Genomic DNA, 24,877 nt, shown 5'->3' with positions numbered 1-24,877 from the left:
GCCTGTGCTGCCTGTGCTGCCTGTGCTGCCTGTGCTGCCTGTGCTGCCTGTGCTGCCTGTGCTGCCTGTGCTGCCTGTGCTGCCTGTGCTGCCTGTGCTACCCGAGCCACCCGAGCCACCCGAGCCACCCGAGCCACCCGAGCCACCTGTGCTTTGACCTTGACCTGTGCTTTGACCTGTGCTTTGACCTGTGCTTTGACCTGTGCCTTGACCTTGACCTGTGCCTTGACCTTGACCTGTGCCTTGACCTTGACCTGTGCTAGTCGAACCGCCGCCCTGGACCGAGCCGCTGGACGCCTTGACCTGGCCGGAGCCCGTCACGGTCACAGGCTGATTCGAGCGGTTAACCAACTCGTCGATGACGCCGTCGTTCTCGAGCGCCTTCACAGTGATCCCCGACGCCACCTCCAACGTCGAAACTTCAGCATTTTGAGCAATGGAAACGGAGGCGCCGGAGGCGAGCAGGACCAACGAGTGGACTGAAGCCTCGACGTTGAGCGCCGCGTTCTGCGCAAGGACGTTCACCGCGCCAAAACCACCACCCGAAAGGGACAGGCTCGCTGCCGTGCGGTCATTGAGCACCATAATCGTGGAATTCGAACTCGACACGAGCACCGCTGCATTCGGATTCGTCGCCAGTACCACCATCTGTCCAATGGCGGAATCCTCGAGTTCAAGCGCGACCGCACTCGAGGAGTGCACATCAACGACCGGGGCGCTCACGCCAATCAGATGAACCGAGTGAGAAGCGCCCGACAGAACGACGATTTTGCCGGAGACCGACACGTTTTGAAGCGTCACGGAGCCGTCTGCGCCCGGATTGACATACACGTTGCCATCCACCTGAAGGTTGCGGAGCACCACGCCGTTTCCGACGACGGTCACATCTCGCTTGATGACTTGACTGCCGCGCTCAGGCCCCAGCGTGCCACTGCGCACCACCTGCGGCGGGGTCAACGCCCACTGATGACGCGAACCATTCCAACTGTTTTGAATCCCGAGATCGTTCAGGATCTGTTGCAGGTAGTAGATCGGCGCATAGACGGTTGCAACTCCATGCGATCCCGACGCCGGATCGATATGTACTTCCGTGTTGAATTTTTTTACGACTTGTCCATCGAGCAGGACCGTGGTATTCCCCGACCCCACCGCCAGATCCGATGTGTCCACGTTGCTCGTCTGTGATTTCAGGGACCAGGTGTGCGTGACGCCGTTCCACGTCGCCGAGATGCCGAGTTTGGCAAGAAGCTCATCCAGGTAGTAGAGCGGCATGTAGGTCGTGACGTGGCTGCCGTCCGAAGTGGCCCAGGCATACGCGCGGAGCGTGCCGCCGCCTGTGACAGAAATCGTGGCCGACGCAGAGCGAGACGCTGCCGGCGCAGCAAACGTTGTCACCGAAGGTGCCATCGACCCGAGGACAATGGAAGTCGCCGCTGCAAGCGCCAACGGCCTGTGTTTCCGTGTCGACATTCCGTATACCCCCCTACATTTTCGCGGAACGAACCTTTGCGTAGCGAGATAAGATTGGAAAGGTTGGTTGTGGGTTCGTGACGCTCTCCAAGGGTTCCTGACATTCACAAAATACTACAGGAACGTTCTGTCGGCAATAGTTTTTTGATGCCTCGCTCGGGTCAAATTTCGGCCGGCTCTTCTTGGGCATAAAACGCTATGCGAGAAAAGGCGTCTTTAGTAGAATAGAGGAGTCTGACAAAAGCGAGGGTTCGAAATGTCCACGGTCCTGACTGATATCCACGTCCATCTGCTTCCCGGCGTCGACGATGGGCCGAGCACCCTGGATGAGGCCGTGCAGCTCGTCGACGCACTCGTGGCGAACGGCGTGCGTCAGGTCATCGCGACACCGCACCGGTTCCACCCGCGCATGCACAACGTTGGCACCGAGGCAGAGCATGCCATCGAACGTGCCTACGGGCGCGTCCAGGCGGCGGCGAGAGAGCGAAGCCTTGCCATGCAACTTGGCGCCGAACTGTACGCATCCGACTTCCTGAAAGACGCCCTTCTTCAGGACAAGGTGGCCACGCTGGGAACGACGGGATACGCGCTGATTGAATTTTCGCCCCTCGAGGATTTCGCTCACCGCGATGTCGAGGCGTACATCCACGAGCTCATCATCCGCGGGTTCCGCCCCATCATCGCTCATCCGGAGCGCTATGGCTGGGCGCGGCGTGAAGTGCGCCTTCTCGAGGCACTGGTGGAACAAGGCGCTTATCTGCAGATCACGGCCGGGGCGCTCCTGCCAGGCCCCCGCCGCGACGCCGGTGCGTGGGCGTGGGAACTCGTCGAGCGCGGCCTCGCCCATGTGCTCGCATCCGATTCGCACGGTGTCGAGCGCCGACCTCCCAGGCTTCGCGAAGCGTACGACGCAGTGGAAATGCGCCTCGGCCCTCAAGTCGCCGCTCGGCTGATGGAAAACGCGGAGCGAGTATGGAACGGCGAAGAGATGGCCTGTATCGAGCCGGTGATGGTGAGACGACGAACCGTTCATCAGCTGTGGTCGATGATCAGGCGATAAACGCCATCGCCGAAACAGGAATCGTGACACATTCTGTCGAATGACACTTCGTCTGTTGCCACCCATCCTCGCGACTGAAACAGAAAGGGAGTGCACACCGTTGGCGTCCAAGCGACAGAAAGAGAAACTCGTCACGCTCGAGGACCCCACGTCCTCGCTGGCGGAAGAGTACCGCACGCTGAGGACCAACATCCAGTTCGCAAGCGTGGTGCATGAGACCCGGACCATCTTGGTCACAAGTTCCGCGCCCGGCGAGGGCAAGTCCACCACGGCCTGCAATCTCGCCGTGGTGTCCGCGCAATCCGAAAAGCGTGTCCTGCTCGTCGACGCGGATCTTCGCAGGCCCAACATTCACCGTCGGTTTCAGGTGACGAACATTCACGGCCTCACCTCGCTGCTCATCCGAGAGCGGTCGTTGGACGACTGTATCCTGGCGAGCGGCGTGGAACGGCTGTCCATTTTGCCCTGCGGCCCCCTCCCCCCTAATCCGTCGGAACTCGCGTCGAGCCGCGCCATGGTGGACCTGATGCACGAGTTGCGGGAACGCTTCGATCTCGTCGTGATCGACAGCCCGCCGGTTCTCTCCGTGTCGGACACCCTCGCGTTGTCTCGAGCGGCGGACGGCGTGCTGTTTGTGATTGATTCGCAGAAGTCGCACCGCAATCACGTGAAGCGTGCGGTGCAGACCTTGCAGCAGGTCGACGCGCACCTGTTGGGCGTCGTGCTGAACCGCGTCAAACGCTCTCGCACGGATGCCTATTATTACTACTACCGCTACTACCAAACGTCGTCGCAGCAGCCCATCGCCACACCCTGAAGGACATACGGAAGGAGCGCTACTGCACGTGGAAGAGAATGAACTCTTGCATTACTGGCGGGTCATCCGCCGGAACTGGCTCCCGGTGGTCATCATCCCTATTGTTGCGGCGGTGGTCAGCGGGCTCTTGTCGTTTTTCGTGCTTCACCCGCAGTACGAGGCGGACACGACGCTTCTGGTCAATCAGCCGCAGAATTCCGCCGCACAGATGGCTCTGGAGTACGATTCCATCATGGCGAATCAGGCGCTCGTCAACACCTACAGCGCCATCATCAAGAGCAACTCCATTGAAAGCTCGGTCATCGATGAGCTTCACCTGCCGTACACAACGGCGCAGCTCGACAAGATGATCACCGTGTCATCTCCGACCCAGAGCCAGGTGATTGACGTCAAGGTCATTGCTCCGAACGAGGCGCAGGCGGTGTCCATCGCCAATGCACTCGCAACCACGTTTCAGCACCGGGCCGCGCAGCTCATGAATGTCGAGAACGTGCAAATTGTCGATCGCGCCGTTGTCCAGCCGAACGCGAAGCCGGTGAAGCCGAACAAGAAGCTGAACGTGGCGGTCGCGTTCATTTTGGGCCTCATCGTGGGCATCGGTGTCGCTTTCCTCCGCGAATACCTGGACTATCGCATTCGCACGCCGGAGGATGCGGAGCGGCTCTTACAGTTGCCGGTTCTTGGCGTGGTGGAGGAATACCGGTTGGGTTGACGTATCCGGGCAATTCATCAACGCAGGGAAGTGCTAGCGCACGTCCCTGCGTTTTTTCGTGGCACGTTACAGGGGGAAGAAGCGAAGGAAGCCATGTTTTCGTCATGAGCGGCTAACGCCGACGAACCCGGGATTGAGTCGGGCAGATGCTAGCCGGATCGAACGAGGGCGCGAGCGCGCGGGAGATGGTGGGGGTGTGAGGGAAGCCCCTTCACGCTCCCGTGGCGCCCGGTGCCGCCCCACTTGCCTGCGAGGTGGTCATCGCCCCCATCGCGGCTTCGACCGCGCCGGTGCCCTCTGTTGACACCGGATGTGGCGAACTGTTCACGAGAAACTGAATGGTTCCGAAGTTGTCCACAGAGAAACCGTTCACCGCTGGCGACACCTGCAGCAGGCCGATGGTCTGACCTTGCCCCACGGTGAGCGTGACGCCCGAAGCCTGCACTCTAACGAGAGGAAGGGAAGCTTCGGCCTTCAGGACGCCATCGTCAGCTCGGATCTCCGCAGACTCATAGGCGCTTCCCGCGAGCACGACCGCTGATGTCGCAAAGTCGTCCACCTCGAGCACAGACGATTTCGAACTCGCGACTTGAACACCGCCCACGCCAGGCAACACGTCGAGAACGCCGACGGCTCCGCCGCTGAGTTGGATGGACACGGGCCCCTCGCTATCGACGTCGATGCGAGGCGATGCGATGTCCGTAAGTTGGATGGGTGCACCCGAACTCTCCAGGATGACCAGCTTGCCATCGATGCTGACGTGATCGAGCGAAACAGAACCGTCAGAAGACGGAGCGACGATCACGTCTCCGTCCACCTGCAGATTCCGGAGCACGATGTTCGCTCCGCTGGCCAATAGGTCCGACCGCACTTGCTCGACACCCTGGGATGGGCCAAGCGGCTCGCTCGTTTGGAGAGGCGGGACCCACGTCCACACCCGCGAGGCGCCGTCCCACGTGTTCTGCACGCCGACATCTGCGAGCAGTTGCGAAACCTGAGACAGCGGCAAAAAGGCCGTGTCGACGCCGTTCCATCCAGACGTCAGATCCACGCCGGGAACGACGTTGAGCCTGGTGACCAGGCTCCCATCCACCTCCACCGCTCCAATCCCGGTTCCGACGGGGAACCCCCACGTGTCCGCGCGCGATGTGGGTGTCTGTATCGCCCAGGTGAATGGAGTCGCATTCCAGGTGGAACGAAAACCGATGGAATCCAAAGCCTTCTGCAGAATGTCGAGCGGGACGCACACCTCACCCGAGTCCGAAGAACCCGTGACCCAGAGATCCATCGGGATGGAGGCCGTTCCAATGCGCAGCGCCGCCACCGCAAGAAAGCCGTCGCCTCCGGAAGGCGGCGAGGCCACTCGATAGAGAGTACGCCCGGGTAGCACGAAACTCGCGCGCGCCGCCTCGATCGATGGCAAGCGATGTATCACCTGCGCTTCGAGCTTTGGCGCCGCCATCCAAGTGAAAAGGCAGGCCAACGACACAGCGGCCGTGATTCGCTCAACATGACGTGATGCTCGCATCCCCCGCGCTCCCCTTCACCTTTGACAGTTCTGAGAAGGCATTTCTCCTCGCGCCGCGCTCGATCCTTCTGGTCCTCCACATTGGGGGAGCGTATTTTGCGAGTGGCAGCGGATCCGTGTCAGTCCGAGCCTTTGTACGCCATGGGAGCCCCACTACGCCGCCAATACGGCCGTATCGTCACCGGCGTTCCTAGCGGCACCGTGTGGGCGAGCCAGATGACGTCCTCGTTGGACATGCGGATGCACCCGTGCGAGACGAGCTTGCCGATGCTCGACGGATCGTTCGTGCCATGAATGCCATAGTGCGGCTTGGACAGGCCCATCCAGTACGCGCCGAAGGGCCCGCCGGGATTCGGCTCCTTGTTGACAATGGTGTACTGCCCGATGGGCGTCCGGGTCACCATCTTGCCGATCCCGACGGGAAACGCGCGGATCACCTTCCCCGCTTCGAGCAGATATAAGCGCCTGTCGGAAAGATCGACGATGATTTCGTACTTCGCCACGGCGGATCGCCTCCGCCCTCAGCCTATGTGCGAGCGGCTGCTCCTGCGCATGGCGGGGGAGCGTTACGTGTTCTGGCGTGGACTTGGGTTTGCCCGCGCGGCGGTTGTCGAGGTCAAGGGAGCTTCTGCGCGCATGAGCTATGGCATGCTCCGACGGAAGGAGGTTCGACCGTGGCGCAGAAGAAGCGCTTGGCACCGCCGACGAACTTCCTCGTATGCCTCGGAGCGACCCGTAAGGTTTCGATTCAGAATCCGGCGAGTGCATCGAGCGCGTTCGTGCTGCAAGCCGGATCGTATGCCAAGACATTCCGAAGCTGATGAAGTGAACGGGTGCCCCGGCGCCCGGCCTTGCCCGAACCGGAAGCAGCACAACTTTCTTTACACACTCAAATATATGTGTTAAACTAAGGATAATCGGAATAGGGATCCCATCCCTGTCTTCCCCTTGGTTCCTGCATCATCCCACCCGATTCAGACCCTGATTGCAAAACCATCTCCGACGTATTCATCGCACTGGATTCCGGTGACCGTCTCGCTCATCGCCTATCGCGCATGAACTTCGATTTCTCAAAAGGAGGCAAAAATGGAGACTTTCCTGCTCATTCTTTCACTCATTTTGCTTGCGGGCGTATGGTCCGCGCACCTCGGCAATCGGTTAGGATTTCCGGTACTCATTGGCTTCGTGACCATCGGCATGTTGCTCGGCCCGGGCGGACTCCGGCTTGGTCCCCACGTCCCCATCTCCGTCGCCCAATCCATCGGCTATCTCGCGCTCATTCTCATCCTGTTCGAAGGCGGCCTGCACACCCCGCTCGACCGCATCCGCAGCGTGTGGAAACCGGCCCTGTCGCTCGCCACCGCGGGCGTCGTCATCAGCGGCGCCATCCTGACCGTCATGGCACACGCGCTGCTTCACCTCCCATGGTACGCGGCGGCGCTTCTCGGCGTCGCAGTGAGTTCGACGGATGCCGCCTCGGTCTTCTCCATCCTCGGCCGGCAGCCGCTGCGCCGGCGCCTGGTGGATGTCCTGGAAGTGGAATCGGGCACGAACGATCCCATGGCGTTCTTTCTGACCATCCTGCTCATTCAGTGGTCGGAACACGGCATAGGCAGACCGTGGAGTGCGCTCGGTTATGCGATCTCGACCTTCGCCCTGCAAATGGCAATGGGCCTCATTGCGGGGGCCGTGATCGGATACCTCGGCTCGCTGGCCAATCAGCGCATCAAGCTCGACACGGGCGGCCTGTACCCGACGCTCTCCCTCGCGTTTGCGCTGCTCAGCTACAGCGTCGCCGTCCTGCTGCACGGCAGTGGCTTTCTCGCCGTCTACACCGCGGCGGTGGTGATGGGCAACCGCAGGCTCGAGCATCGCCACAGCATCCTGCGGTTTCACGAGGGGCTGTCCTGGACCATGCACATCGTGATGTTTGTCGTGCTGGGCCTGCAAATTTCCCCCGCGCGGCTTGGGTCCATCCTCGTGCCGGGCGTGCTGCTCGCCGCAGGCGCCCTCTTTCTGGCGCGGCCCGTTGCCGTCTGGATCTCGACCATCGGCATGCGCTTCTCCGCGGCGGAGAAGGTGTTTATCTCGTGGGCCGGGCTGCGCGGCGCGGTTCCCATCGTACTCGTGATGACGGCCATGCTCTCGCCCGCCTACACGCCCGCGCCCATGCTGGACGCCGTGTTTTTCGTCGTCATTGCGTCCACCCTGATTCAGGGTCTCACCGTCCGCCCGCTCGCCGCAAAACTCGATCTGCTGGAGCGCGCCCCGTCCGGAGATCTGCTTGAACTGGTGCGCATCGCGCGCGAAAACGCCGTGATCACGCCAGTCGAGGTGGACGCTTCGTCCGATCTCGTCGGGCGAAAGATGGTCGAGATTGAGTTTCCAGAGAACACGCTGTGTTACGCAATTGTGCGAGGGGACCAGGTCATTGTGCCCCGCGGCGCGACCGAGCTTCAGGCAGGGGATCACCTGCTGATTCTGTCGGACCGGCGAAACATCGGGCGGCTTAGGAGGCTGTTCGGGGCGGAGCGAATGGGGCCGGCGGAGATGTTGCCGTAGTGGCGCGGCGGGAGGCAGGTTGCAAGGGCAGGGTTTGGTGGCCCGCGGGGACGGAGCCCGGTAGCTGCAGGCGACTTCCAGGCGACTTCCAGGCGACTTCCGGCATGGAGAGGACACAGAGGACGCAGAAGCGCGCGCCCAGGTGCGGACATCATGACCGGCTTTCACCGCATCGGTTCGCATTCTCCTCGGCCTCATCGACGGACGGGTTGGGTGGGCGTACACTGGGGGCATCCTCCATGCGGATGGCGCGGCGCGTGACGGGCCTCGCAACACGGAGGAATCCGGCTCGCATTGTGGTTTCGACCAGGATCTCCTATCATGGGTGGTGGGATACGCTTCGATGCCCGGACAGGACAGCTTACTCAAGGCGCTTACGCGCACGCTCTCGGGTGGAGCGCTTGACGCCCTCGGGGTACGCGGCGTGGAGACACTGGAGCCATTCACGACCGAACTGCCCGCCAGCACGCTGAGGATGGATCGGGCGTGGCGGATGGCAAACGGCGACGTGTTTCACCTGGAATTCCAGGATCGCCGCGAGCGCACGCTTCACCGCTTTTTGGAATACGATGCCCGCCTTGCCAATCAGGTCAAGGCCAGAATTCGCACGGTCGTCTTGTACCACGCGCATGTTGCCAGTGCGCCGCAGGAGTTGGACATCGGCACCGCCATTTATCGCGTGGAAAACGTGTTCCTCTCCGCGCTCGACGGCGATGACGCACTGGACGAAGTTGAAGCTCACCTTCGTGGGACGATGGGAACCCGCCGATCGCCTTCGGCTGGGTCTCGCGCTCTCGATGCGCGTCGAAGACCGCCATCAAGCCATGGTCCGCGTGCTCAACCTTCTCCCGCCCGTTCCGGACGACGAAGAGCGCGAACTCGTGGCGAGCGCCGTCCTCGCGTTTGGTGACAGGGCGTTGTCAGACGAAGACCGCAGAAAATTGCGGAAGGAGCTGAAGAACGTGTTCCGCATGGCAGAAGAACTGTATGAAGACGGTCGCAGAGAGGCTGCCGAAGACATTGCACACCGCCTGCTGGCCGAAGGGGTGCCCGTCGACGTTGTGGAAAAAGCGACGGGCCTGCCTCGCGAAAGACTCGAGCAGATGCAGCGCGAGGTGCACTGACGCTCACATGAGCGATGAGCCGAGCACCGCACGCGGAAGGTCTTCGGTCAGCTTGCGCCTCCAGCCGCCCTCCATGATCTGGCGAATGACAGCGTGCGACTGGCCTGTGGGCGACACATGATCATCGTCCCACCCTGCGTGCCGCAGCGTCACGCGCGTGGTGCGCCCATCCAGTGGCTCCAGGATGAATTCCACGCTCCAATGGGCGTCCCAGTCAAACGCGAAGCGAGTCGGCGGTTCGACAGCGATGACTCGGCATGGCGAGTCTCCGTACGGCCCCGCGTGCAGGAAGAACGGTTCGCCCTCGATGGGACGGAGCGTGCTCCCCATGAACCACGCGCCGAGTCCGTCCGCCGTCGCGACGTACGGCCAGATTTTCTCGGGCGACGCCTCCATCACCACGTCCAATACGATGTCTGGGAGTTTGGCCATGTTGTCGCATCACCTCTTGAACGACAGCGCGCCGTCGTCCACGCAGATGGCGTGCCCGTTGATGAATCGCGCGTCGTCCGACGCCAAAAAGGCCACCACGCGGGCAATCTCGTCCGGCTCCGCCATACGCCGGCGCATGTGCGCCCGCTGAATCGTGTTCCACACGTGCTCGTCCTGCCGCCAGTTGTCGACGAGGCCCGTGTTCACCATCCCCGGCGCCACTGCGACGACGCGGATGTTGTAGCGGGCGAGATCGAGCGCCGCCGCCTTGGTCATGGCCACGACCGCCGCCTTGCTCGCGTGATACGGGAGCTGGTTCCTGTCCGCGATGAACGCGTAAATGGACGCCGTGTTGATGATCACGCCGCCCGTGCCCGCCTGCCGCATGTGGCGCGCCGCCGCACGCATGCCATAAAAGACGCCGTGCTGGTTGATGGATACGACGCGAAAGTATTCCTCCGGCGGATCGTCGAGGAAGTTTCGCGCGCCGTCGCCAAACACGCCGGCGTTGTTGAACATGATGTCGAGGCGGGAGAATCGCGCCACCGCCGCGTCGACAAGCGCGTTCACGCTCGCCTCGTCCGTGACGTCGACGAACATCCCTTCCGCCTCGCCGCCCGCCGCCCGGATCTCGTCCGCGACGCGCCGCGCGCCCGCCTCGTCGCGATCCGCCACCACCACGCGCACGCCGCGCTCGGCCAAACGGCGCGCCGTCGCGCTGCCGATGCCGCCCGCGCCGCCCGTCACGATGGCCACGCGGCCCTCCATGTCCCTCATGCCAGTGCCTCCTCCTGATACGCCATGAGCCGCTCCCGCCAAAACGCGGGAATGGGCTCCGGCCGCCCGTTCTCGTCCACGTGCACGTACACCGTCTCCGCGCGGAAGATGGGCTCACCCTCGCGCGTCATCACAAATTCCAGCGTCACGCTCGTGTTCCCGATGCGTTTCGGCCGCACCCAGATGGACAGCTTGTCCCGCCAGCGCGCTGGCTTTAGGAACGTCTGCGTGGACGTGGCAATGACGGTGGTGGGCACGTCGTCATAGAGCCCCAATTCGCTCCGGAAAAACTCCTGATAGGCGAGATCGAGGTACATCAGATAATTGGCGTTGAACACGATGCGCTGAGCGTCCACCTCGGACCAGCGCACCTCGAGATCATAGTGATAGCGAAACCCTTCCATGTCGTTCACCTCGCGTCACGGCAGGACGAGCGTCACACCGCCGTCCACGCGCACCGTCTGGCCCCGGATCATCTCCGCCTCGGGCGAACACAGAAAGAGCGCGAGATTCGCCACGTCGTCCGGCGTCACCATCCGGTGATACGGCATCTTCTCCTCGAGCTTCTTCAGCGTCTGATCCATGTCCGGGAAGTGATCCAGCGCGTCCGTCAGGACGGCGCCGGCCGAGATGCAGTTCACGTTGATCCGGCGCGGCCCGAGCTCCACGGCGAAGTAGCGCACCATCGCCTCGAGCGCGGCCTTGCTCGTGCCGACCGACAAATAATACGGAAACACGCGATCCGCCCCGAACGAGGAGATGGCGAGCATGGCGCCGCCCTCCGGCATGAGCTTCGCCGCCCGCTGCGCGCCGATGAGAAACGCCCGGGCGTTCACGTCGACGGTCCAGTCAAAGCCCTTCGTGTCCACCTCGAGCGCCGCGCGATTGCGGCCCGAAGCGGCGTTGTGGATGAAGACGTCCAGGCGGCCGAACGCTTCGCGCACCTCGTCAAACAGCGCGACAATCTTCTCCTCCTGCGCCATGTTGGCGCGCACGGCGATGGCCCGCCTGCCCATTTGCTCGATCTCGGCGACCACTTCGCGGGCGAGATCGCCATTTCGGAAGTAATTCACTACCACGTGGGCGCCCTCTTCGGCGAAACGAATGGCGAGCCGGCGGCCGATGCCGCGCGAGCTGCCCGTGACGAGCACGACCTTATCTTCAAAGCGCCGAGGCGCCCGCCCTGCATTCGCCAAGCTGCATCCTCCATTCCACGGGAAGCCAATTCTCGCTCCATCATACCAAACGCAGGGCGCCTTGTCCCAGCCAAATGCGTCGCCTGGCGCCTGTGGACGTGGTATGATAGAGGCGGAACTAGCACCAAGTCATAAATTTGTGCGGGCGGTTCAGATTCACGTAGAGTCTGACAGCGAGAGGAGAACCTTCATGGCGGACAAGACGCGCATCGTCGTCACCGGAATGGGTGCCGTGACGCCATTCGGGGTCGGGGTTTCGACGTTTTGGGAGAACATCGTCGCCGGCAGATCGGCCGTGCGCGAGACGGAGGACGAACTGTTGCGCACGTGGGCGCCGGTGGTTGCGGCGGCCCGCGATTTCGATCCGGCGGCGTATCTGGATAAGAAGCAGGTGCAAAACAGCGACCGATTCACGCAGATGGGGCTGGTGGCCGCGGCGGAGGCCATTCGGGACGCAGGGTTTGGCGACGGCGGCGCGTTTGGTCCGTATGAGCGGGATCGCATCGGAATTTCCATTGGGTGCGCGTTCGGGGGCGTGCAGACGCTGGAGGAAGGATCGAACCGGCTCGCGTCGGGGCGCTCGACGCGCGTGGGCCCGAGGCTTGTGCCGAAGTCCATTCCCAACGCGGCCGCGGCCGGGATCGCCATGCGCTACGGCATTCGCGGGCCGGTGATGACGTACTCGACCGCGTGCGCGTCGTCGGCCAACGCCATCGGCGAGGCGAGCTACTGGCTGAGGCTCGGCGAGATTGACATGGCGCTGGTGGGTGGCGCGGAGTGCCTGTTCAGCCCGGCCATCCTGGCGGGCCTGCGCGCGGCGGGGGCGCTGGCGACGGAGGGGCCGGCGGATTACAGCGCGTGGTCCCGGCCGTTTGACAAGCGGCGGACCGGCATGGTGATGGGCGAGGGCGCGGCGGTACTGGTGCTGGAGACGCTGGAGCGGGCCCTTGAGCGCGGCGCCACCATCTACGGCGAACTCGTGGGGTACGGCACGTCGAACGACGCGTATCACGAGACCTCGCCCGATCCGTCCGGCCAGGGCGCCAAGCTGGCGATGGAGCGGGCGCTTCGCAGCGCGGGCCTCGCGCCGTCGGACATTGACTACGTAAACGCGCACGCGACGGCCACGCCGGCCGGCGATATCGCGGAGTCGACGGCACTCCGGGATATGTTCGGATCGCACATTGACGAGATCCCGGTGAGTTCCATCAAAGGCGCCGTCGGGCATATGCTCGGCACTGCGGGCGCCATTGAATCGATTGCCTGTGTGAAGGCGCTCGAAACCGGATGGCTGCCGCCCACCTTGAACTGTGACGAGAAGGAAGAGGTGGCGCCGCGCGACGTGGTGGCGAACCGAAGCCGCAGGGCGGACATCCGCACGGCGCTGAGCTCGTCGTTTGGATTCGGCGGGCAGAACGGCGTGTTGATCTGGAAAAAGGCGGAGTTGTGAGCAGCGCAGGCGGGGCCTGTATCCTATCGAGCAGCAGAAGGGCCGGCCCCCGCCCTCACACCGCCCGCGTGCGGCCCCGCGCACGGCGGCGGCGTTTCCACCTACCTTACATCGCGGCGGGAGTTGTGGAGTAGGTCAGTAGGTCAAAGGATGCAAGGAACCGCCCCACGGCCCGGCGCCGGGGGCCCTTGGTGCCGGGCCATTCGATGGGCATCCAAGGGGAGCGCGGCGCGCATCCCGAGGCAGATGAGCGCCATGGAAATCCCCTCAACCCACGGAAGCCGTCTGTCACGTTCCCGCGTAGCGCCACACCCATCCGCCGTCTCGCGTGACGAGGAGGCCGCAGTCGGTGAGCAACGCGCCGAACGCTCCTCCCACCATGCTGAGGCTCTGGATCTGTTCCGGGCGAACGGCGCCAGGCGGTGTGACGAGGTCCCGCGATGTCCACGTCGATCCGCCGTCGTGCGTGACCCAAAGCGTCAGGCGCTTGGCCGGATCCATCTGGGCCGCGGATGTGCAAAATACCCACCCATTCTTCCCCGACCAAGCCATCGCGAGCGCGTCGTATCCTTCGGGAAGGAGGAGCTGCTTGGGCTTCGCGCCGGCCTCGTCCACCAGGATGGGGCGCTCGAGCGGAGGAACGGACTGGTTCCCCTTTTTGCTTCCCGGTCGCGACACCTGCTCTTCGAGCCACCACAGCGCTCCTTGATCAAAAACAGGCTGAGAGAGCACGGCCGCGTTGGGCGTCGAGGAACGCACCTGCCAGTGCAGGCCGTCGCTCGAAGTCAGCACCACGTTCTGCGGATACGCGCCGATCGCAAGGGTGTAGGTGCCCTGACGCATCGAGAGGGCGACGGCGCACGCCCCTGGGGTCAGGTCCTGGGTCAGGCCGTCCGGCAACGAGCCTGCGCCGAGATCGCGCCAATGGGATCCGCCATCGCGACTGACCCACAGGTGAAGCTTGACGTCCCCGTTTGGTAACGCATGGACGCTCGCGACCACGAGGCTCTTCCCCGGCCCCGCCGCGACGGCGATGGGCAGCTGGCCCGGCAGCCGGGCCATCACGCGCCATGAGGCACCACCGTCCGCGCTCACCTCCACGGCGCCCTGAAACCCATCCTGATCCACGCCAACAAGCGCCGGCGTCGCCGAGGAGCCAAGGGCGGGATCGGCCACAACCTGCACGTCCGGCGGCGAAACGGGGGCCACGCGCCGCCAATCGGTGAACCCGGCGGCGCTCTGGTACAGCCCTGTTGGTTGCGAGGAGGACGGGGCGGCGTACCAAGTGCCGTTGGGCGCGTGAGCGAGGGCAACCGCGTACCACGATGGTATCACGGCGAGGGTGGAGACCTTGCCGGTCCGCAGATCGAATGAGGTGACGCCGCCTGGAAACGGAGCCGCGTATGGACAGAGGCCAATGTAGGCGGTGTCGCCCGAGATGACGGGCACGGACTGCGCGACGCGGCCCTGATAGGCCGGCGGCACGACGGTCTGCCATGAGCGGCCCGCGTCGGTCGTCCACCACACGCGCGTCTCCCAACTGCCCGCGTCTTTCACGAGCCAGACCCCGGTGCCGCTGGCGCTTACGGCCACGTTCGCCTCCCAGGGCAGCATCGCCGGTGTCCGCACGAGCGTGCGAAACGTCTTGCCTCCGTCGGTGCTGTGGACGAGATCGACAGGACTAGGCGATCCGGCGGATGCACCCGACCGGGGCGCCGCCTCGCTGAGCCACAGATCGGTGGGCGAGGTCGCGGCGGCGTCGAAGACCGTCTGTGCCAGAGGCACCTTGCTCCACGTACTTCCCGCGTCGGACGTGCGGAGCAATTCGCCGTGCACGGTGGCGTAACCCACCGTTCCGAACATCGCGATGGAGGGCGTCTCGGGATCCACGCCGTCCACCGCGCGGGTCCGGAGCTGCCAGACCACGCGCCACGACGCGCCGCCATCCTTCGTCTGCAAAATCCGGTAGGTGATAGGAACGGACGTCGATCCGGCATTCATCTCGCCTTGTTGCTCGGTGATGACGGCGCCCACGCGATCTGAAGAGAACCCGAGCGCGAGGACCTGGCCGGTCAGATTCGCCACGACCTTCCACCGGCCGTCCGCGGTTTTGAGGATGGCGCTCGTCGTTTGGCCGTTCAGCGCCGCAAACCCAATGTCTCCCACAAAGACAGGCGAGATAGCTTGCGTGACGCGACTGGGCGTCCATTGAGGCGTACCGAGGAACGCAAACGCCCGCTTCGCCGACAGCCTGGCCGCCGTCCACTGGCCCGTGCCCGAACCGTTCACCGCGATACGGTTCGCCGGAGGCGCATCGTTGCTCACGACCCTGCCCCCATCGCTCGCAATCCCGCATCCCGCAAGCAGCACTCCGCAACACGCCATGGCGCTCCAAAACGGAAGACGCACATTTCATCCCCCCACGGTTTGATGACGCCGTTCGCTTCGTCTATGGGACCGCCGCACGTGTGGACATCGCCCCGCTTGCCAATCTCAGCCTTCGCCGTCGTTCATGATTCGCGCCGGAGACGGCCCGAGATCACACATCGTGCCACGGATCTGTCCTTCGCCGGGCTCGCGAATCCAATAGCGCGCCGGGAGAGGGCGGTTCGGTTGGCGATTGCGCAACGCGAGCCAGCACACATCGCATGCACGCCCATGCACAGCCTTCTCCCCCATGCAATTCTAGCTTCCATTCTCATCGTAATTTTCATATGTTATCAAATATGTTATCAAAAATCATATCATCCAAATTCTTATTTGAATGGTCCGGGATGTTCGTGATAGGCTTGTCTTGGGAGGGAAACCTCTCCTTGCACCCCCTTTGTGGAAAGGGGGTGAGAGGGATGTCGCACGGAATCGCCTGTGTGCTCGGAGTGATTCTGTGGGGCCTGGCCCGTCTGGGTTATGCCAGCGCGGACATCATTCGGGCCTTACACGGCGAACCCCGCCTGGGCCGCAATCCAAAGGCGGGGCCGTCACATCGACCTCGCAGGAGGGGTTAGCCCTCCTGCCGTGTTCAAGGTTATGTTACCACGTCAGGACGTATTCGTCTACCGTTCTTTGCCTCGAAACGTGTTACGTGGCGTTCGATTCGGCGACCATCCATCTTGCTGACCGCCACAACCCACTGCTCGCTCGACCGAACGAACGCCTTGAACTCGTCCTCGGTCCATTCACGGTTGTCCTTCTCGGGTTCTCGTGGTGGATGGTAGAAGGACTTTGTTTTCCACATTTGCGATAGGCAATACAGCTCACGAATGTCTCATGCCGCTAGGTCTACGAATGGATAGAGGTGGATCTCGGTGCATGACGAAATATTGAAAATCCTTTGTGATCCGACGACCCATGATGCCTTGGAATGGATCATCTCTCCACAACATCAGCACTTATACAATAGCCATACGCATACCGCGTATCCCATTCGGGACGGGATTCCTTCGTTTTTGGAGTCCGAGGTTTCGGGATTAAACGAAAAATATCGGAAGTTGTATGACCGGATTGCTCCTTTCTATAACCTTTCCAACAAAGTGAGTTTCTTTCTTCGCCATGGTGGTGAGGCATCCTACAGAAAACAACTGCTCAGCGAATTGGAAATCGCCGATGGAGACTCCGTGGTCGAAATTTCTTGTGGAACTGGCAGTAATCTTCTCTACCTAAGTCAACAATACAGAGATCTCGTACTCTATGGATTGGACATCTCCTGGGGTATGTTGAAGATCTGCCAACGCGTTTTGCACCGGAACCGGATACAAGCCAAGTTGATCCACGGTCAAGCCGAGGCGTTGCCGTTTCGAGACGATTCTTTCGACGTCGTGTTCCACGTTGGCGGAATTAATTTTTTTAGTGATCAGCGGAAAGCTATCCAAGAAATGATTCGCGTTTCGAAGCCCGGGAAAAAGATTGTCATCGTGGACGAAACAGAGAAGAAAGTTAAGGGGACATACGAGAAGACCCCCTTTGTAAGACGGGCATATCAACATCGCTCATCTCCGGTCTCTATTCCCATTGATTTCGTGCCATCCAACATGGAAGAAATTCAAATAAAGGAATTCGACAATGGCCTGATGTACTGCTTGAGTTTTCGAAAGCCTTTATCCAAATGTTTCTGAGTCTCAGCGAGTTCCAACGCGATATGCAGTTGTGATCTAACATGGAGCCTTTTGCAGAATCACGAGTCCCTGTGTAGCAATCATTTGTCGAGCATCAAGAAGCACTGCACACCAACTTAAGCCCTTGATAGCACGCGGATTGCAGGGGCAGGTTTGCACCAAACGCGCTTGAGCCCCGCGTGGCTGCGGGGCTCGTTGGAGATCCGTTTGTCTTTGTGTGCGGTTTACTCGGCCGACGTCTTGCGTTGTGATTTCGTCACCGACAAGGTCCTTTTTGGCGTCGGAAATCCCCAGGCTTGTGAGGATGGCCTTCACGCTGTCGTTCACCCGCCGCTCATTCCAGGGATAGACTGGCCTGACGAGACCGCGCGTCAAGCCCAACCCGTGTTTCCTGGGCGGTTCAGGTCTGTCCCACCCAGTCAGGCTGCGCGACGCGCCGCCACGCCTCGCGGATGGCCTCAAACTCCTCTTTCGGCAACGGGCCCTCGTCGACGTAGCGCGCGTTTTTCTGCCACCGCCCCGGGTTCTGCGTGCCCACGATGGCCGTCGTCACCCCTGGCACACTGAGCGTGAATCGAAGCGCCACGCCCACCGCCTCGCCGAGCGGCTTCTCCGTGAAGGGAAGCTTCAGTTCCCGCAGCCGCCGCCAGTACTCCACGTAGTAGTCGATGTCTGGCTTTTCGGTGTACCGCCAGGCCACGTTCGCCACGGGCCGTTTGGCAATCACACCCATCCCCCGCGAGGCGGCGAGCGGGATCACGCCGTCGATGGCGCTCTGATCCGCGACGTTGACGGACGTCTGCAGGCTGTCGAACACGCCCAGCTCCACGGCGTATTTCGCCGCCTCGTTGTCGCCGCTATAGCCCAGGAAACGGATCTTCCCCGCCTCCTTCGCCTTCTGCAGCTCCGCGATGACGCTCCCTTCCTTCAACACTTCAACGGAGCAACTGTGCAACTGCATCAAGTCGACGTAATCTGTGCGAAGCCGCTTCAGGCTGCGGTCGATGCTCGCGCGGATGGTCTCCGGCGCCCAGTCCGGGGTCTCGAGTCCAGACCGATGACCACACTTCGTGAACAGGAAGAAGTCGCCCCGCCGATGACCCACCGCCCTGCCAATCAGCTCCTCGCTGTCCCCGTAGCACTCGCCCGTGTCGATCACGTTCAATCCCGCGTCGAGCGCACTCGCGAGCAGCCGCTCCACCGTCGCGACATCCGCTCCGCGAATCTCCGATCCGCCAAACCCCAGCGCGCTCACGCGCATGCCCGTCCGGCCCAATTCACGGTATTCCATGGTCTCTCCCCTCACATGTCGGCTTCTTCTTCGGCTCGCCGGAGGCAGGTCATCAAAACGTCCCCCAGTTCGCCCGGGTGCGTCAGGCGCAGCGTGACGTCCGGCCGCTCGCGGCCGAGATACCGATCGATGTAGATGGTCAGCATCCCCAGGCGAATCGCCGGCCGCATCTCGTTTCGGTAGTGATCGCCAATCGAAACCGCCCGCTCAGGCGCCACCCCAAACTTCTCCAGCCATCTGCGGAAGTGCTCCTCCGTCCGGTACGGCTTGACCGCCCGAAACACGAAGTCTTCGATCACGTCCTCCAGGTTCAGCTTGCGCAGAATCGCCCGGCTGTCCGGCTCGGGGCTGTTGGTGGCGAGCACCACGTGCCCCCCGCGCGCCCGAATGGCCTCCATCGCCTCGCGCAACCCGCTGAGCGGCTGCATGGGAAACGGCCCCGCCATGTAGTCGCGCGTTCGCAAGAACGCCTCGTCCCGCTCGCGAGGCCCGATGCCGTGGCGAATCGCGATCACCTGCAGCAGGCCCCAGGGATCGTCGACGTGCAGATAGGCGCGATCCGGCCGTTCTCCCTCGTCCACGCCGTCCACGCGCTCGCCGGTTTCGCGCGAGAACGCGTGGCCGTAAAACGCGGGGCCCTCGTGAAGCAGTGCGCGGTGGGCGTCCTCGAGGAACGCCTGGCGCTTGTCTTCCGGCACAAAGGCCGCCAGCTCGCGCGCGTACGCCTCAAAGTGCTCCGTCTCGGCGTACACGGTGCCGTCGAGATCGAAGATGAAAAGTTTGGCACGCCCGATGCGGACGTAAGGGTCCTGATACACGCGTCTCACTCCCGCAGAATCGAATACGCTTCTGTTTCATCTTTCCACGTTCATCTTGATGTCACGCCTCAAGCCGAAAGCTCGCCACCATCCGCCGCAGCGACTCGGCCATCTGCGCGAGCGTGGCGGCCGAGGCCGTCATCTCCTGCATCGACGCCAGCTGCTCCTCCGTCGTCGCCGCCACGGTCTCCATGCCGGCGCTCGTCTGCGCGGACACCTGCGCGATCTCGTCCACACCTTCGCGCAGTTGCGCGGATGCTCGGCCCAGACGGTTCACGAACGTCACCACGCCCTGAAGCTCCTCGTCCACGCGCTCAATGGCCTGGCGGATGCGAGCAAACGAGGCGTCCACCGCTTCGAACGACGCCTTGCCCGCCTCCACCTGCTCGCGCGAGGAGACCATGCGCGCCGCGGCGTTCTCCATATCCGCCTGGATGGACGTCACCAGATCCGCAATCTGCTTCGACGAGTCGGCCGACTGCTCCGCCAGCTTCCGGATTTCCGACGCCACCACCGAAAACCCGCGCCCCGCCTCGCCCGCTCGCGCCGCCTCGATGGCGGCGTTCAGCGCCAAAAGGTGCGTCTGCTTGGCGATGCGGGTCATGACCTCCACAATCGCCCCGACTTCCTGCGATCTCGACGCGAAGCTCCGCACGGCCTGCGCGAGATGTTCGAACGCGCCGTCCACGGAGGCCATCTGCGCGACGGCCTGCGCCACGTGTTGCCCCCCGCCGCGAGCCGCTTCCCGCGCCTGTGCGGTGGCCTCGCTTGCGCCCTGGAATCGCGCGGACATGTCCTCCATCCCGCGGGCGAGGAGTTCAAACACCTCGGTGGAACGCGCGATGCGCACGTCCTGCCGCTGCACGCCGGAAGAGACGTCCTGAATCGTGAGCGCAATCTGTTCCGCCGCTTTGCCCGTCTCCTCCGCGCTCGCCGCGAGTTCCTGACTTGCCGCGGCGAGATCGCCCGACGTGCGCGCGAGTTCGTGGATGACCTGCCGCATGGCGGCGGTCGCGGCGTTCAGTTCGCGCGCCAGAAGCCCCATCTCGTCCTGCGTGTCGACCGCCACGCGCCCCGCGAGGTTGCCCGCCGCCACCTCCTGCACCGCCCGCACCAATTGGCCGAGCGGCCGGATGACGAGGATCTGAATCGCCGCAAGCAGCAGGATGGCCGACACGATGATGCCGACCGCGCTGTTCACGTAGATCCCGTAATGGCTATTGGGCACCGCCCGACGAATCGCGGCGTCGATGGCGTCCGAGATGGGCACGCTCAGTGCGAGGCTGACGATCACGACCACGATCATCTTCACCCGCAGGCTGACGCGCACGGCCCTCTCACGCGCAGACCCGCCTTGACGATCTGAACGCGACACATCCGATGTCTTTTCCAACGCGCAATCACTCCTTGGAACCTCTCGGCATCCCTTGTCAATCTACGACGCGCATCGCGCCATCTCCTGCCTGCGGTTGCCCATTGGCGAGAGCGGCTGTCATAATAGAACAAGTGGTCTGACAGAGACAGACGATTCGCCGGAGGTGCGCCATGGGGTTTGAGTATTGTTTCGCGTGCGGAAAGGACAATCCGCACGGCCTTCACATGCACTTCGAACGCGACGGCGACGGGGTGGTGTGCCACTTCGAGACGCGGGAACACCACATCGGCTGGCCCAATGTGCAGCACGGCGGCATCACGTGCACGCTCCTCGACGAAGCCTCGGCCTATGTGCCATTTTTCATGGGACTCGTGACCGTCACAGCCGAGCTGAACATCTCGTTCAAGAAGCCGATTCACGTCGGCGAACGGCTTCGCGTATGGGCCCGGCCGACCAAGGTCTCGTCGCGCCTGTTGGTGGTAGAGGCCGCGGTGGAAGGCGAGGACGGCGAACTGAAGGCCTCCTCGACGGCCAAAATGATGGTGCTCAACGCGGAGAAACAGAGGGAACTTGGCATGGAGGGGTTGGAGACAAGAGGATGACATCTCGGGAGAATCGCGGTCGCCTGCTGATCTCGTGTCCGGACCGAATTGGAATTGTCGGCGCCGTCGGCCAGTTCCTCGCGTCGTGCGGGGCGAACATCGCCGAGTCGGCGCAGCACTCCACGGCCCCCTGGGGCGGAGACTTCTTCATGCGCGTGGAGTTTGAGCTCGAACGCCTCCCGGAGCGCGAGGAGGCGCTGTGCCAGGACTTCGCGAAACTGGCGGAGGAATACCAGATGCGCTGGCGGTATCATCCGGCGCGCAAGAAGAAGCGCATGGCCATCTTCGTGTCGCGCGAACTCCACTGCCTGCAGGAGCTCCTGTGGGAATGGCAGGACGGGCTGCTCGACGCGGATCTGAAGATGGTGATTTCCAACCACGAAGACGCCAGGCCGCTCGTGGAAAGCCTGGGCATTCCGTATCATTACGTCCCTGTCACGCCGGAGACAAAGGCGGAGGCGGAGGCCAAACAGCTCGCGCTCATGGACGGGCAGATCGACGTGATCGTCCTGGCGCGCTACATGCAGATCCTGAGCCCGTCGTTTCTGCAACACTATCCGCAGCGAATTATCAACATCCATCACTCGTTTTTGCCTGCCTTCATCGGTCGCAACCCCTACCAGCGGGCGTATCAGCGCGGGGTGAAGCTCATCGGGGCGACGGCCCACTACGTGACCGAAGAACTGGACGAGGGGCCCATCATCGAGCAGGACGTGATGCGCGTGGATCACCGCTTTACGGCGCTCGACCTGAGGATCGCGGGGCGCCAGGTGGAGCGCGCGGTGCTGAGCCGCGCCGTGAAGTGGCATCTCGAGGACAAGGTCATTGTGCACGGGAACAAGACCATCGTGTTCGCGTGAAGAGTTCGCATTTGGCGGCGGCATGGGCGACTGTCGCTTCAGCGTTCGCCAGCCCGGCATACGCTGAAGCGAAAGGAGGCAGTCTCGCCATGCCACATCCGCTGTATCCAATTGCGAAGCAATACGTCGGGCGACCCGTCATTGTGCACCACGTGAACGGCCGCCGGTATCACGGCATCCTGCACAGCGTCCGCGATCACGGCATCTACCTTCTCAACGTCCGGCCTATTGCCCACGCCGCCGGAACGGAGGAAGAGCGCTTCTCGACGCTGGACGCGGCGCAAGGCGGAGACATCGAGACGGTGTACGCCCCCGTGGGCTATTTTGCGTTCGGCGCCCTGACCGGCCTCACGCTCGGCACGGCGCTCGGCGCGGCGGCAGCCCGCCCATACCCGTATTACGGCTATGGCTATGGGTACGGCTACGGCTATCCGGGCTACTGGTGGTGAACCGATGGGGCTCGCCGGATGGGCCGGCGAGCCGCTCACGTCAAACGGAAGCTCCCCAGCCTAGGAGCGGCCTGCATGACCCGCTCGGCGACCAGCGCGACAAGGGCCGGATCGCGCCCGAGCGGCGGCGCCACTTGAAAGGAGACAAGCCTCTCCCCCCGCCACCGCCTGACCCGCTCCGGCAGGCCCTCCGTGAGAAGCCCCGGAAACCAGAGATACGGCACCACCGCGAGGTGACGACAGCCGCCCTGCCACAGCTCGTCGAGCGCCGCTTCGAGAGAACGGCCCGTTCCGGCCAGAAACCCGTGCGCAAGCGGCACGCCGAGGCGCCGTTTCACCCGGAACGCGACGCCGGCAAACGCGCGCTGCGCTTCCTCGTCGCGATTTCCCCGCCCCACGAGGACGACGCCGGCGCCCTCCGGCATGCGCTCGAGCAGCGCGCGGGCGCGGTGGACCGCCACGTCGATGAACGCCGATTGGTCTCCGAGCGGCTTACACCAGCTGAGGTGGAGCGGCCCGGCGATGTTTTCCGCGCGCGCCACGGCCTGCGGCAAATCGACGCGCATGTGTCCCGCCGAAAAGAGCAGAAGCGGCACCATGTGCACGCGCCGGACGCCGCTTTGGGCCATGTCGACGAGCGCCTCCGTCACGCCCGGCTCGACAAGCTCCACAAAGGCGCGCGACGTGTCCCGCGCGTCGAGCCCAGCCTGCGCCACCACGTCGTCCACAAACTGATGCCACATGGCAAGCCCCGGCTGATACCGCGTGCCGTGGCCAATGAAGAGAACCTTGGCTTCGCCGTGGGTCATGCGCCGCACACCGCCTCGCGCGCCGCCAATCCGAAGGCGTCAGCCCGGCGCAGCGGTTCCGAATCCATCCCCAGTTCCAGCGCGAGCGGCCGCATCAGGGCCGGATCGCCAAGCGCCCACAGGTCGGCCGGGCCCTCCGAGAGCCAGTCTGCGATCACGTCACGCCACGTCCGCACGAACGGCTGCCAGCGCGCAGGCACCGCCGGTGCGAGCCTCGCGCCCAAGAGGTTCAGCGGCCGCACCTCTGCCCCGCTCGCCCTGCACGCCGCGTCCACATCGTCGCCCGATCCGGCGGCTTCAACCAGCCACAGGTCCACAGGCGCCCGCGCGATCTCGCCGAGCGAACGGGCGTCGGGAGACAGCCCGCGCTCGCGCAGCGCGTGCGCGACATAGCCGTCGATGGCGGCCACCTGGACGTGCGCGAGCCTGCGCAGATCGAGCCCCGCGCGCTGCACGGCGCAAAGCCACGCGTCGACGCCGAGCGCGGTGCGAAAGACGAAGCCCACGGGCCTGCCGTGCGCGACGGCCGTGAGCCCTGCATCCGCCTCGCTCGGGCGCAAACTCCGCGCCCGATCCCAGGTGTACGCGAGCACCTCGGCGCCCTCCGCTTCAAGCGGGGCCGCGTGCGCGAGGGCCTCGCGCATGGACGAGGCCAGCAGGAGATGGCGCTCACCAAAGCGCGGCATCGACTCGAACCACGAGCCGAGCGAGGCATCTGCCGCCACTTGCCCGATGACGATCACGGCGGGCGACCCGATGCCCTTGCGCTCCGCCTCATGGGCAAGACCGCCGAGCGTCGCGCGCACGGTCCGCTGCTTCCAGCGGGTTCCCCACTCGACGATGGCGGCCGGCGTGTCGGACGAGACACCGTGGGCCGCAAGCTCACCCGCGATGCGCGGCAGCTCGCTGACGCCCATGAGCAGCACAATGGTCTCGGCGGCCGCGAGTGCGTCGACCCGCGCCATCAGGCCATCGCCCGCATGCCCCGTCGCCACGGCGAACGAACGGCTCACGCCGCGCAAGGTCGCCGGAATGCCTGCGAACGCGGGCACGGCCAAGGCCGACGTGACACCGGGCACCAATTCAAACGGAACCCCCGCCTGGCGCAGCGCCGCCGCTTCCTCGGCGCCGCGGCCAAACACGAGCGGATCGCCGCCTTTGAGGCGGACCACCAGGTCGTGTTGGCGCGCCAAATCGACGAGCATCGCCTCGATCTCCCGCTGCCCGAGCGCGTGACAGCCAGGCGCCTTGCCGGCGTAGACCAGCGTGGCTTCGGGCTTCGCGTGAAGCAGAAGGCGCGGAGAGACCAGCCGATCGTAGACGATCACGTCCGCCTGCTCGATGAGCGCCCGAGCGCGCTCCGTCAGAAGCCCGGGATGTCCCGGGCCGGCGCCGACGAGCGCCACGCGGCCGTGGGCCATATCGCTTCCCCC

General features: G+C 63.7%; 25 protein-coding genes. 11 read left to right on the top strand and 14 right to left on the bottom strand.

What is annotated here, in order from left to right; all coding sequences use genetic code 11:
• The coding region (locus tag J3481_RS12870) for a hypothetical protein (RefSeq protein WP_206832481.1) at nucleotides 1-1,470 on the bottom strand (1,470 nt) is incomplete at its 3' end.
• Between the two features lie 256 nt (nucleotides 1,471-1,726).
• Here J3481_RS12870 and J3481_RS12865 point away from each other — a divergent pair.
• The 3 genes from J3481_RS12865 (at nucleotide 1,727) to J3481_RS12855 (ending at nucleotide 4,059) form a co-directional block, all read left to right on the top strand.
• Nucleotides 1,727-2,530: a tyrosine-protein phosphatase gene (locus J3481_RS12865; RefSeq protein WP_206832480.1), complete on the top strand. Its 804-nt coding sequence runs from the start codon at nucleotides 1,727-1,729 to the stop codon at nucleotides 2,528-2,530.
• A gap of 100 nt (nucleotides 2,531-2,630) precedes the next feature.
• Nucleotides 2,631-3,347, top strand: a complete 717-nt coding sequence (locus J3481_RS12860) for a CpsD/CapB family tyrosine-protein kinase (protein WP_236011662.1) — start codon at nucleotides 2,631-2,633, stop codon at nucleotides 3,345-3,347.
• A 28-nt stretch (nucleotides 3,348-3,375) separates the two neighbouring features.
• A complete protein-coding gene (locus J3481_RS12855; RefSeq protein WP_206832478.1) occupies nucleotides 3,376-4,059 on the top strand; it encodes a YveK family protein in 684 nt (227 codons plus the stop codon).
• Between the two features lie 211 nt (nucleotides 4,060-4,270).
• Here the strand turns inward: J3481_RS12855 and J3481_RS12850 are convergent, their stop codons facing one another.
• Both J3481_RS12850 and J3481_RS12845 read right to left on the bottom strand, forming a co-directional pair.
• Nucleotides 4,271-5,482, bottom strand: a complete 1,212-nt coding sequence (locus tag J3481_RS12850) for a hypothetical protein (protein WP_236011660.1) — start codon at nucleotides 5,480-5,482, stop codon at nucleotides 4,271-4,273.
• 224 nt (nucleotides 5,483-5,706) lie between these two features.
• Nucleotides 5,707-6,090, bottom strand: coding sequence for a L,D-transpeptidase (locus tag J3481_RS12845; RefSeq protein WP_206832477.1), 384 nt, complete (start codon nucleotides 6,088-6,090; stop codon nucleotides 5,707-5,709).
• A 171-nt stretch (nucleotides 6,091-6,261) separates the two neighbouring features.
• On the opposite strand from J3481_RS12845, the gene J3481_RS12840 reads away from it, so the two are divergent.
• Nucleotides 6,262-6,408, top strand: coding sequence for a hypothetical protein (locus tag J3481_RS12840; RefSeq protein ID WP_206832485.1), 147 nt, complete (start codon nucleotides 6,262-6,264; stop codon nucleotides 6,406-6,408).
• Between the two features lie 265 nt (nucleotides 6,409-6,673).
• Complete coding sequence (locus J3481_RS12835; protein ID WP_206832476.1) at nucleotides 6,674-8,149, top strand: potassium/proton antiporter; 1,476 nt, start codon at nucleotides 6,674-6,676, stop codon at nucleotides 8,147-8,149.
• Between the two features lie 361 nt (nucleotides 8,150-8,510).
• On the opposite strand, the gene J3481_RS14735 is transcribed toward J3481_RS12835, so the two are convergent.
• Nucleotides 8,511-8,891 carry a hypothetical protein gene (locus J3481_RS14735; protein WP_236011659.1) on the bottom strand — a complete coding sequence of 127 codons (381 nt, stop codon included), beginning with the start codon at nucleotides 8,889-8,891 and terminating at the stop codon, nucleotides 8,511-8,513.
• Nucleotides 8,892-8,895: 4 nt separating this feature from the next.
• Here J3481_RS14735 and J3481_RS14730 point away from each other — a divergent pair, with 4 nt between their 5' ends.
• A complete protein-coding gene (locus J3481_RS14730) occupies nucleotides 8,896-9,273 on the top strand; it encodes an RpnC/YadD family protein (protein ID WP_236011658.1) in 378 nt (125 codons plus the stop codon).
• 3 nt (nucleotides 9,274-9,276) lie between these two features.
• On the opposite strand, the gene J3481_RS12825 is transcribed toward J3481_RS14730, so the two are convergent.
• The 4 genes from J3481_RS12825 to fabL are packed head-to-tail and all read right to left on the bottom strand — an operon-like array spanning nucleotide 9,277 to nucleotide 11,678.
• Nucleotides 9,277-9,705 carry an SRPBCC family protein gene (locus J3481_RS12825; RefSeq protein WP_206832475.1) on the bottom strand — a complete coding sequence of 143 codons (429 nt, stop codon included), beginning with the start codon at nucleotides 9,703-9,705 and terminating at the stop codon, nucleotides 9,277-9,279.
• A gap of 9 nt (nucleotides 9,706-9,714) precedes the next feature.
• Nucleotides 9,715-10,482 carry an SDR family NAD(P)-dependent oxidoreductase gene (locus J3481_RS12820; RefSeq protein ID WP_206832474.1) on the bottom strand — a complete coding sequence of 256 codons (768 nt, stop codon included), beginning with the start codon at nucleotides 10,480-10,482 and terminating at the stop codon, nucleotides 9,715-9,717.
• The gene (locus J3481_RS12815; RefSeq protein WP_206832473.1) at nucleotides 10,479-10,886 is read right to left on the bottom strand and encodes an acyl-CoA thioesterase; all 408 of its coding nucleotides are present in this window, start codon (nucleotides 10,884-10,886) and stop codon (nucleotides 10,479-10,481) included. The genes J3481_RS12820 and J3481_RS12815 overlap by 4 nt, the downstream gene beginning before the upstream one ends.
• A gap of 15 nt (nucleotides 10,887-10,901) precedes the next feature.
• A complete protein-coding gene (fabL, locus tag J3481_RS12810) occupies nucleotides 10,902-11,678 on the bottom strand; it encodes an enoyl-[acyl-carrier-protein] reductase FabL (RefSeq protein ID WP_206832472.1) in 777 nt (258 codons plus the stop codon).
• A 190-nt stretch (nucleotides 11,679-11,868) separates the two neighbouring features.
• Between fabL and J3481_RS12805 the strand changes: the two genes are divergently transcribed.
• Nucleotides 11,869-13,128: a beta-ketoacyl-[acyl-carrier-protein] synthase family protein gene (locus tag J3481_RS12805; RefSeq protein ID WP_206832471.1), complete on the top strand. Its 1,260-nt coding sequence runs from the start codon at nucleotides 11,869-11,871 to the stop codon at nucleotides 13,126-13,128.
• Nucleotides 13,129-13,416: 288 nt separating this feature from the next.
• On the opposite strand, the gene J3481_RS12800 is transcribed toward J3481_RS12805, so the two are convergent.
• A complete protein-coding gene (locus J3481_RS12800; protein WP_328702137.1) occupies nucleotides 13,417-15,453 on the bottom strand; it encodes a hypothetical protein in 2,037 nt (678 codons plus the stop codon).
• A 980-nt stretch (nucleotides 15,454-16,433) separates the two neighbouring features.
• Here J3481_RS12800 and J3481_RS12795 point away from each other — a divergent pair.
• Nucleotides 16,434-17,240, top strand: a complete 807-nt coding sequence (locus J3481_RS12795; protein ID WP_328702136.1) for a methyltransferase domain-containing protein — start codon at nucleotides 16,434-16,436, stop codon at nucleotides 17,238-17,240.
• A gap of 400 nt (nucleotides 17,241-17,640) precedes the next feature.
• Here the strand turns inward: J3481_RS12795 and J3481_RS12790 are convergent, their stop codons facing one another.
• The 3 genes from J3481_RS12790 to J3481_RS12780 all read right to left on the bottom strand — a co-directional run bounded on the left by J3481_RS12790 (nucleotide 17,641) and on the right by J3481_RS12780 (nucleotide 20,742).
• Nucleotides 17,641-18,531, bottom strand: coding sequence for an aldo/keto reductase (locus J3481_RS12790; RefSeq protein ID WP_206832470.1), 891 nt, complete (start codon nucleotides 18,529-18,531; stop codon nucleotides 17,641-17,643).
• A gap of 11 nt (nucleotides 18,532-18,542) precedes the next feature.
• A complete protein-coding gene (locus tag J3481_RS12785; protein ID WP_206832469.1) occupies nucleotides 18,543-19,349 on the bottom strand; it encodes an HAD family hydrolase in 807 nt (268 codons plus the stop codon).
• A 61-nt stretch (nucleotides 19,350-19,410) separates the two neighbouring features.
• Nucleotides 19,411-20,742, bottom strand: a complete 1,332-nt coding sequence (locus tag J3481_RS12780; RefSeq protein ID WP_206832468.1) for a methyl-accepting chemotaxis protein — start codon at nucleotides 20,740-20,742, stop codon at nucleotides 19,411-19,413.
• Nucleotides 20,743-20,894: 152 nt separating this feature from the next.
• Between J3481_RS12780 and J3481_RS12775 the strand changes: the two genes are divergently transcribed.
• From J3481_RS12775 to J3481_RS12765, 3 genes are all read left to right on the top strand, one after another.
• Nucleotides 20,895-21,326, top strand: coding sequence for a PaaI family thioesterase (locus tag J3481_RS12775; protein WP_206832467.1), 432 nt, complete (start codon nucleotides 20,895-20,897; stop codon nucleotides 21,324-21,326).
• Nucleotides 21,323-22,186, top strand: a complete 864-nt coding sequence (gene purU / locus J3481_RS12770) for a formyltetrahydrofolate deformylase (RefSeq protein ID WP_206832466.1) — start codon at nucleotides 21,323-21,325, stop codon at nucleotides 22,184-22,186. The genes J3481_RS12775 and purU overlap by 4 nt, the downstream gene beginning before the upstream one ends.
• Before the next feature lie 89 nt (nucleotides 22,187-22,275).
• Complete coding sequence (locus J3481_RS12765; RefSeq protein WP_206832465.1) at nucleotides 22,276-22,635, top strand: LSm family protein; 360 nt, start codon at nucleotides 22,276-22,278, stop codon at nucleotides 22,633-22,635.
• Between the two features lie 35 nt (nucleotides 22,636-22,670).
• On the opposite strand, the gene J3481_RS12760 is transcribed toward J3481_RS12765, so the two are convergent.
• Both J3481_RS12760 and cobA read right to left on the bottom strand, forming a co-directional pair.
• Nucleotides 22,671-23,444 (bottom strand): sirohydrochlorin chelatase, encoded by a 774-nt coding sequence (locus tag J3481_RS12760; RefSeq protein ID WP_206832464.1) that lies wholly within the window; start codon nucleotides 23,442-23,444, stop codon nucleotides 22,671-22,673.
• Nucleotides 23,441-24,865 carry a uroporphyrinogen-III C-methyltransferase gene (gene cobA, locus J3481_RS12755; protein ID WP_206832463.1) on the bottom strand — a complete coding sequence of 475 codons (1,425 nt, stop codon included), beginning with the start codon at nucleotides 24,863-24,865 and terminating at the stop codon, nucleotides 23,441-23,443. The genes J3481_RS12760 and cobA overlap by 4 nt, the downstream gene beginning before the upstream one ends.
• Nucleotides 24,866-24,877 lie beyond the last annotated feature (12 nt).

The organism is Alicyclobacillus fructus (genome assembly GCF_017329605.1).
GTDB classification, from domain to species: Bacteria; Bacillota; Bacilli; order Alicyclobacillales; family Alicyclobacillaceae; genus Alicyclobacillus; species Alicyclobacillus fructus.
This window is presented reverse-complemented; position numbering and strand designations above follow the sequence as displayed.

Coding starts and splice junctions, on each gene's coding strand:
- J3481_RS12790 (WP_206832470.1), bottom strand. CDS start 18,531: ATGGAATACCGTGAATTGGGCCGGACGGGCATGCGCGTGAGCGCGCTG.
- J3481_RS12765 (WP_206832465.1), top strand. CDS start 22,276: ATGCCACATCCGCTGTATCCAATTGCGAAGCAATACGTCGGGCGACCC.
- J3481_RS12820 (WP_206832474.1), bottom strand. CDS start 10,482: ATGAGGGACATGGAGGGCCGCGTGGCCATCGTGACGGGCGGCGCGGGC.
- J3481_RS12865 (WP_206832480.1), top strand. CDS start 1,727: ATGTCCACGGTCCTGACTGATATCCACGTCCATCTGCTTCCCGGCGTC.
- J3481_RS12775 (WP_206832467.1), top strand. CDS start 20,895: ATGGGGTTTGAGTATTGTTTCGCGTGCGGAAAGGACAATCCGCACGGC.
- J3481_RS12760 (WP_206832464.1), bottom strand. CDS start 23,444: ATGACCCACGGCGAAGCCAAGGTTCTCTTCATTGGCCACGGCACGCGG.
- cobA (WP_206832463.1), bottom strand. CDS start 24,865: ATGGCCCACGGCCGCGTGGCGCTCGTCGGCGCCGGCCCGGGACATCCC.
- purU (WP_206832466.1), top strand. CDS start 21,323: ATGACATCTCGGGAGAATCGCGGTCGCCTGCTGATCTCGTGTCCGGAC.
- J3481_RS12805 (WP_206832471.1), top strand. CDS start 11,869: ATGGCGGACAAGACGCGCATCGTCGTCACCGGAATGGGTGCCGTGACG.
- J3481_RS12835 (WP_206832476.1), top strand. CDS start 6,674: ATGGAGACTTTCCTGCTCATTCTTTCACTCATTTTGCTTGCGGGCGTA.
- J3481_RS12825 (WP_206832475.1), bottom strand. CDS start 9,705: ATGGCCAAACTCCCAGACATCGTATTGGACGTGGTGATGGAGGCGTCG.
- J3481_RS12815 (WP_206832473.1), bottom strand. CDS start 10,886: ATGGAAGGGTTTCGCTATCACTATGATCTCGAGGTGCGCTGGTCCGAG.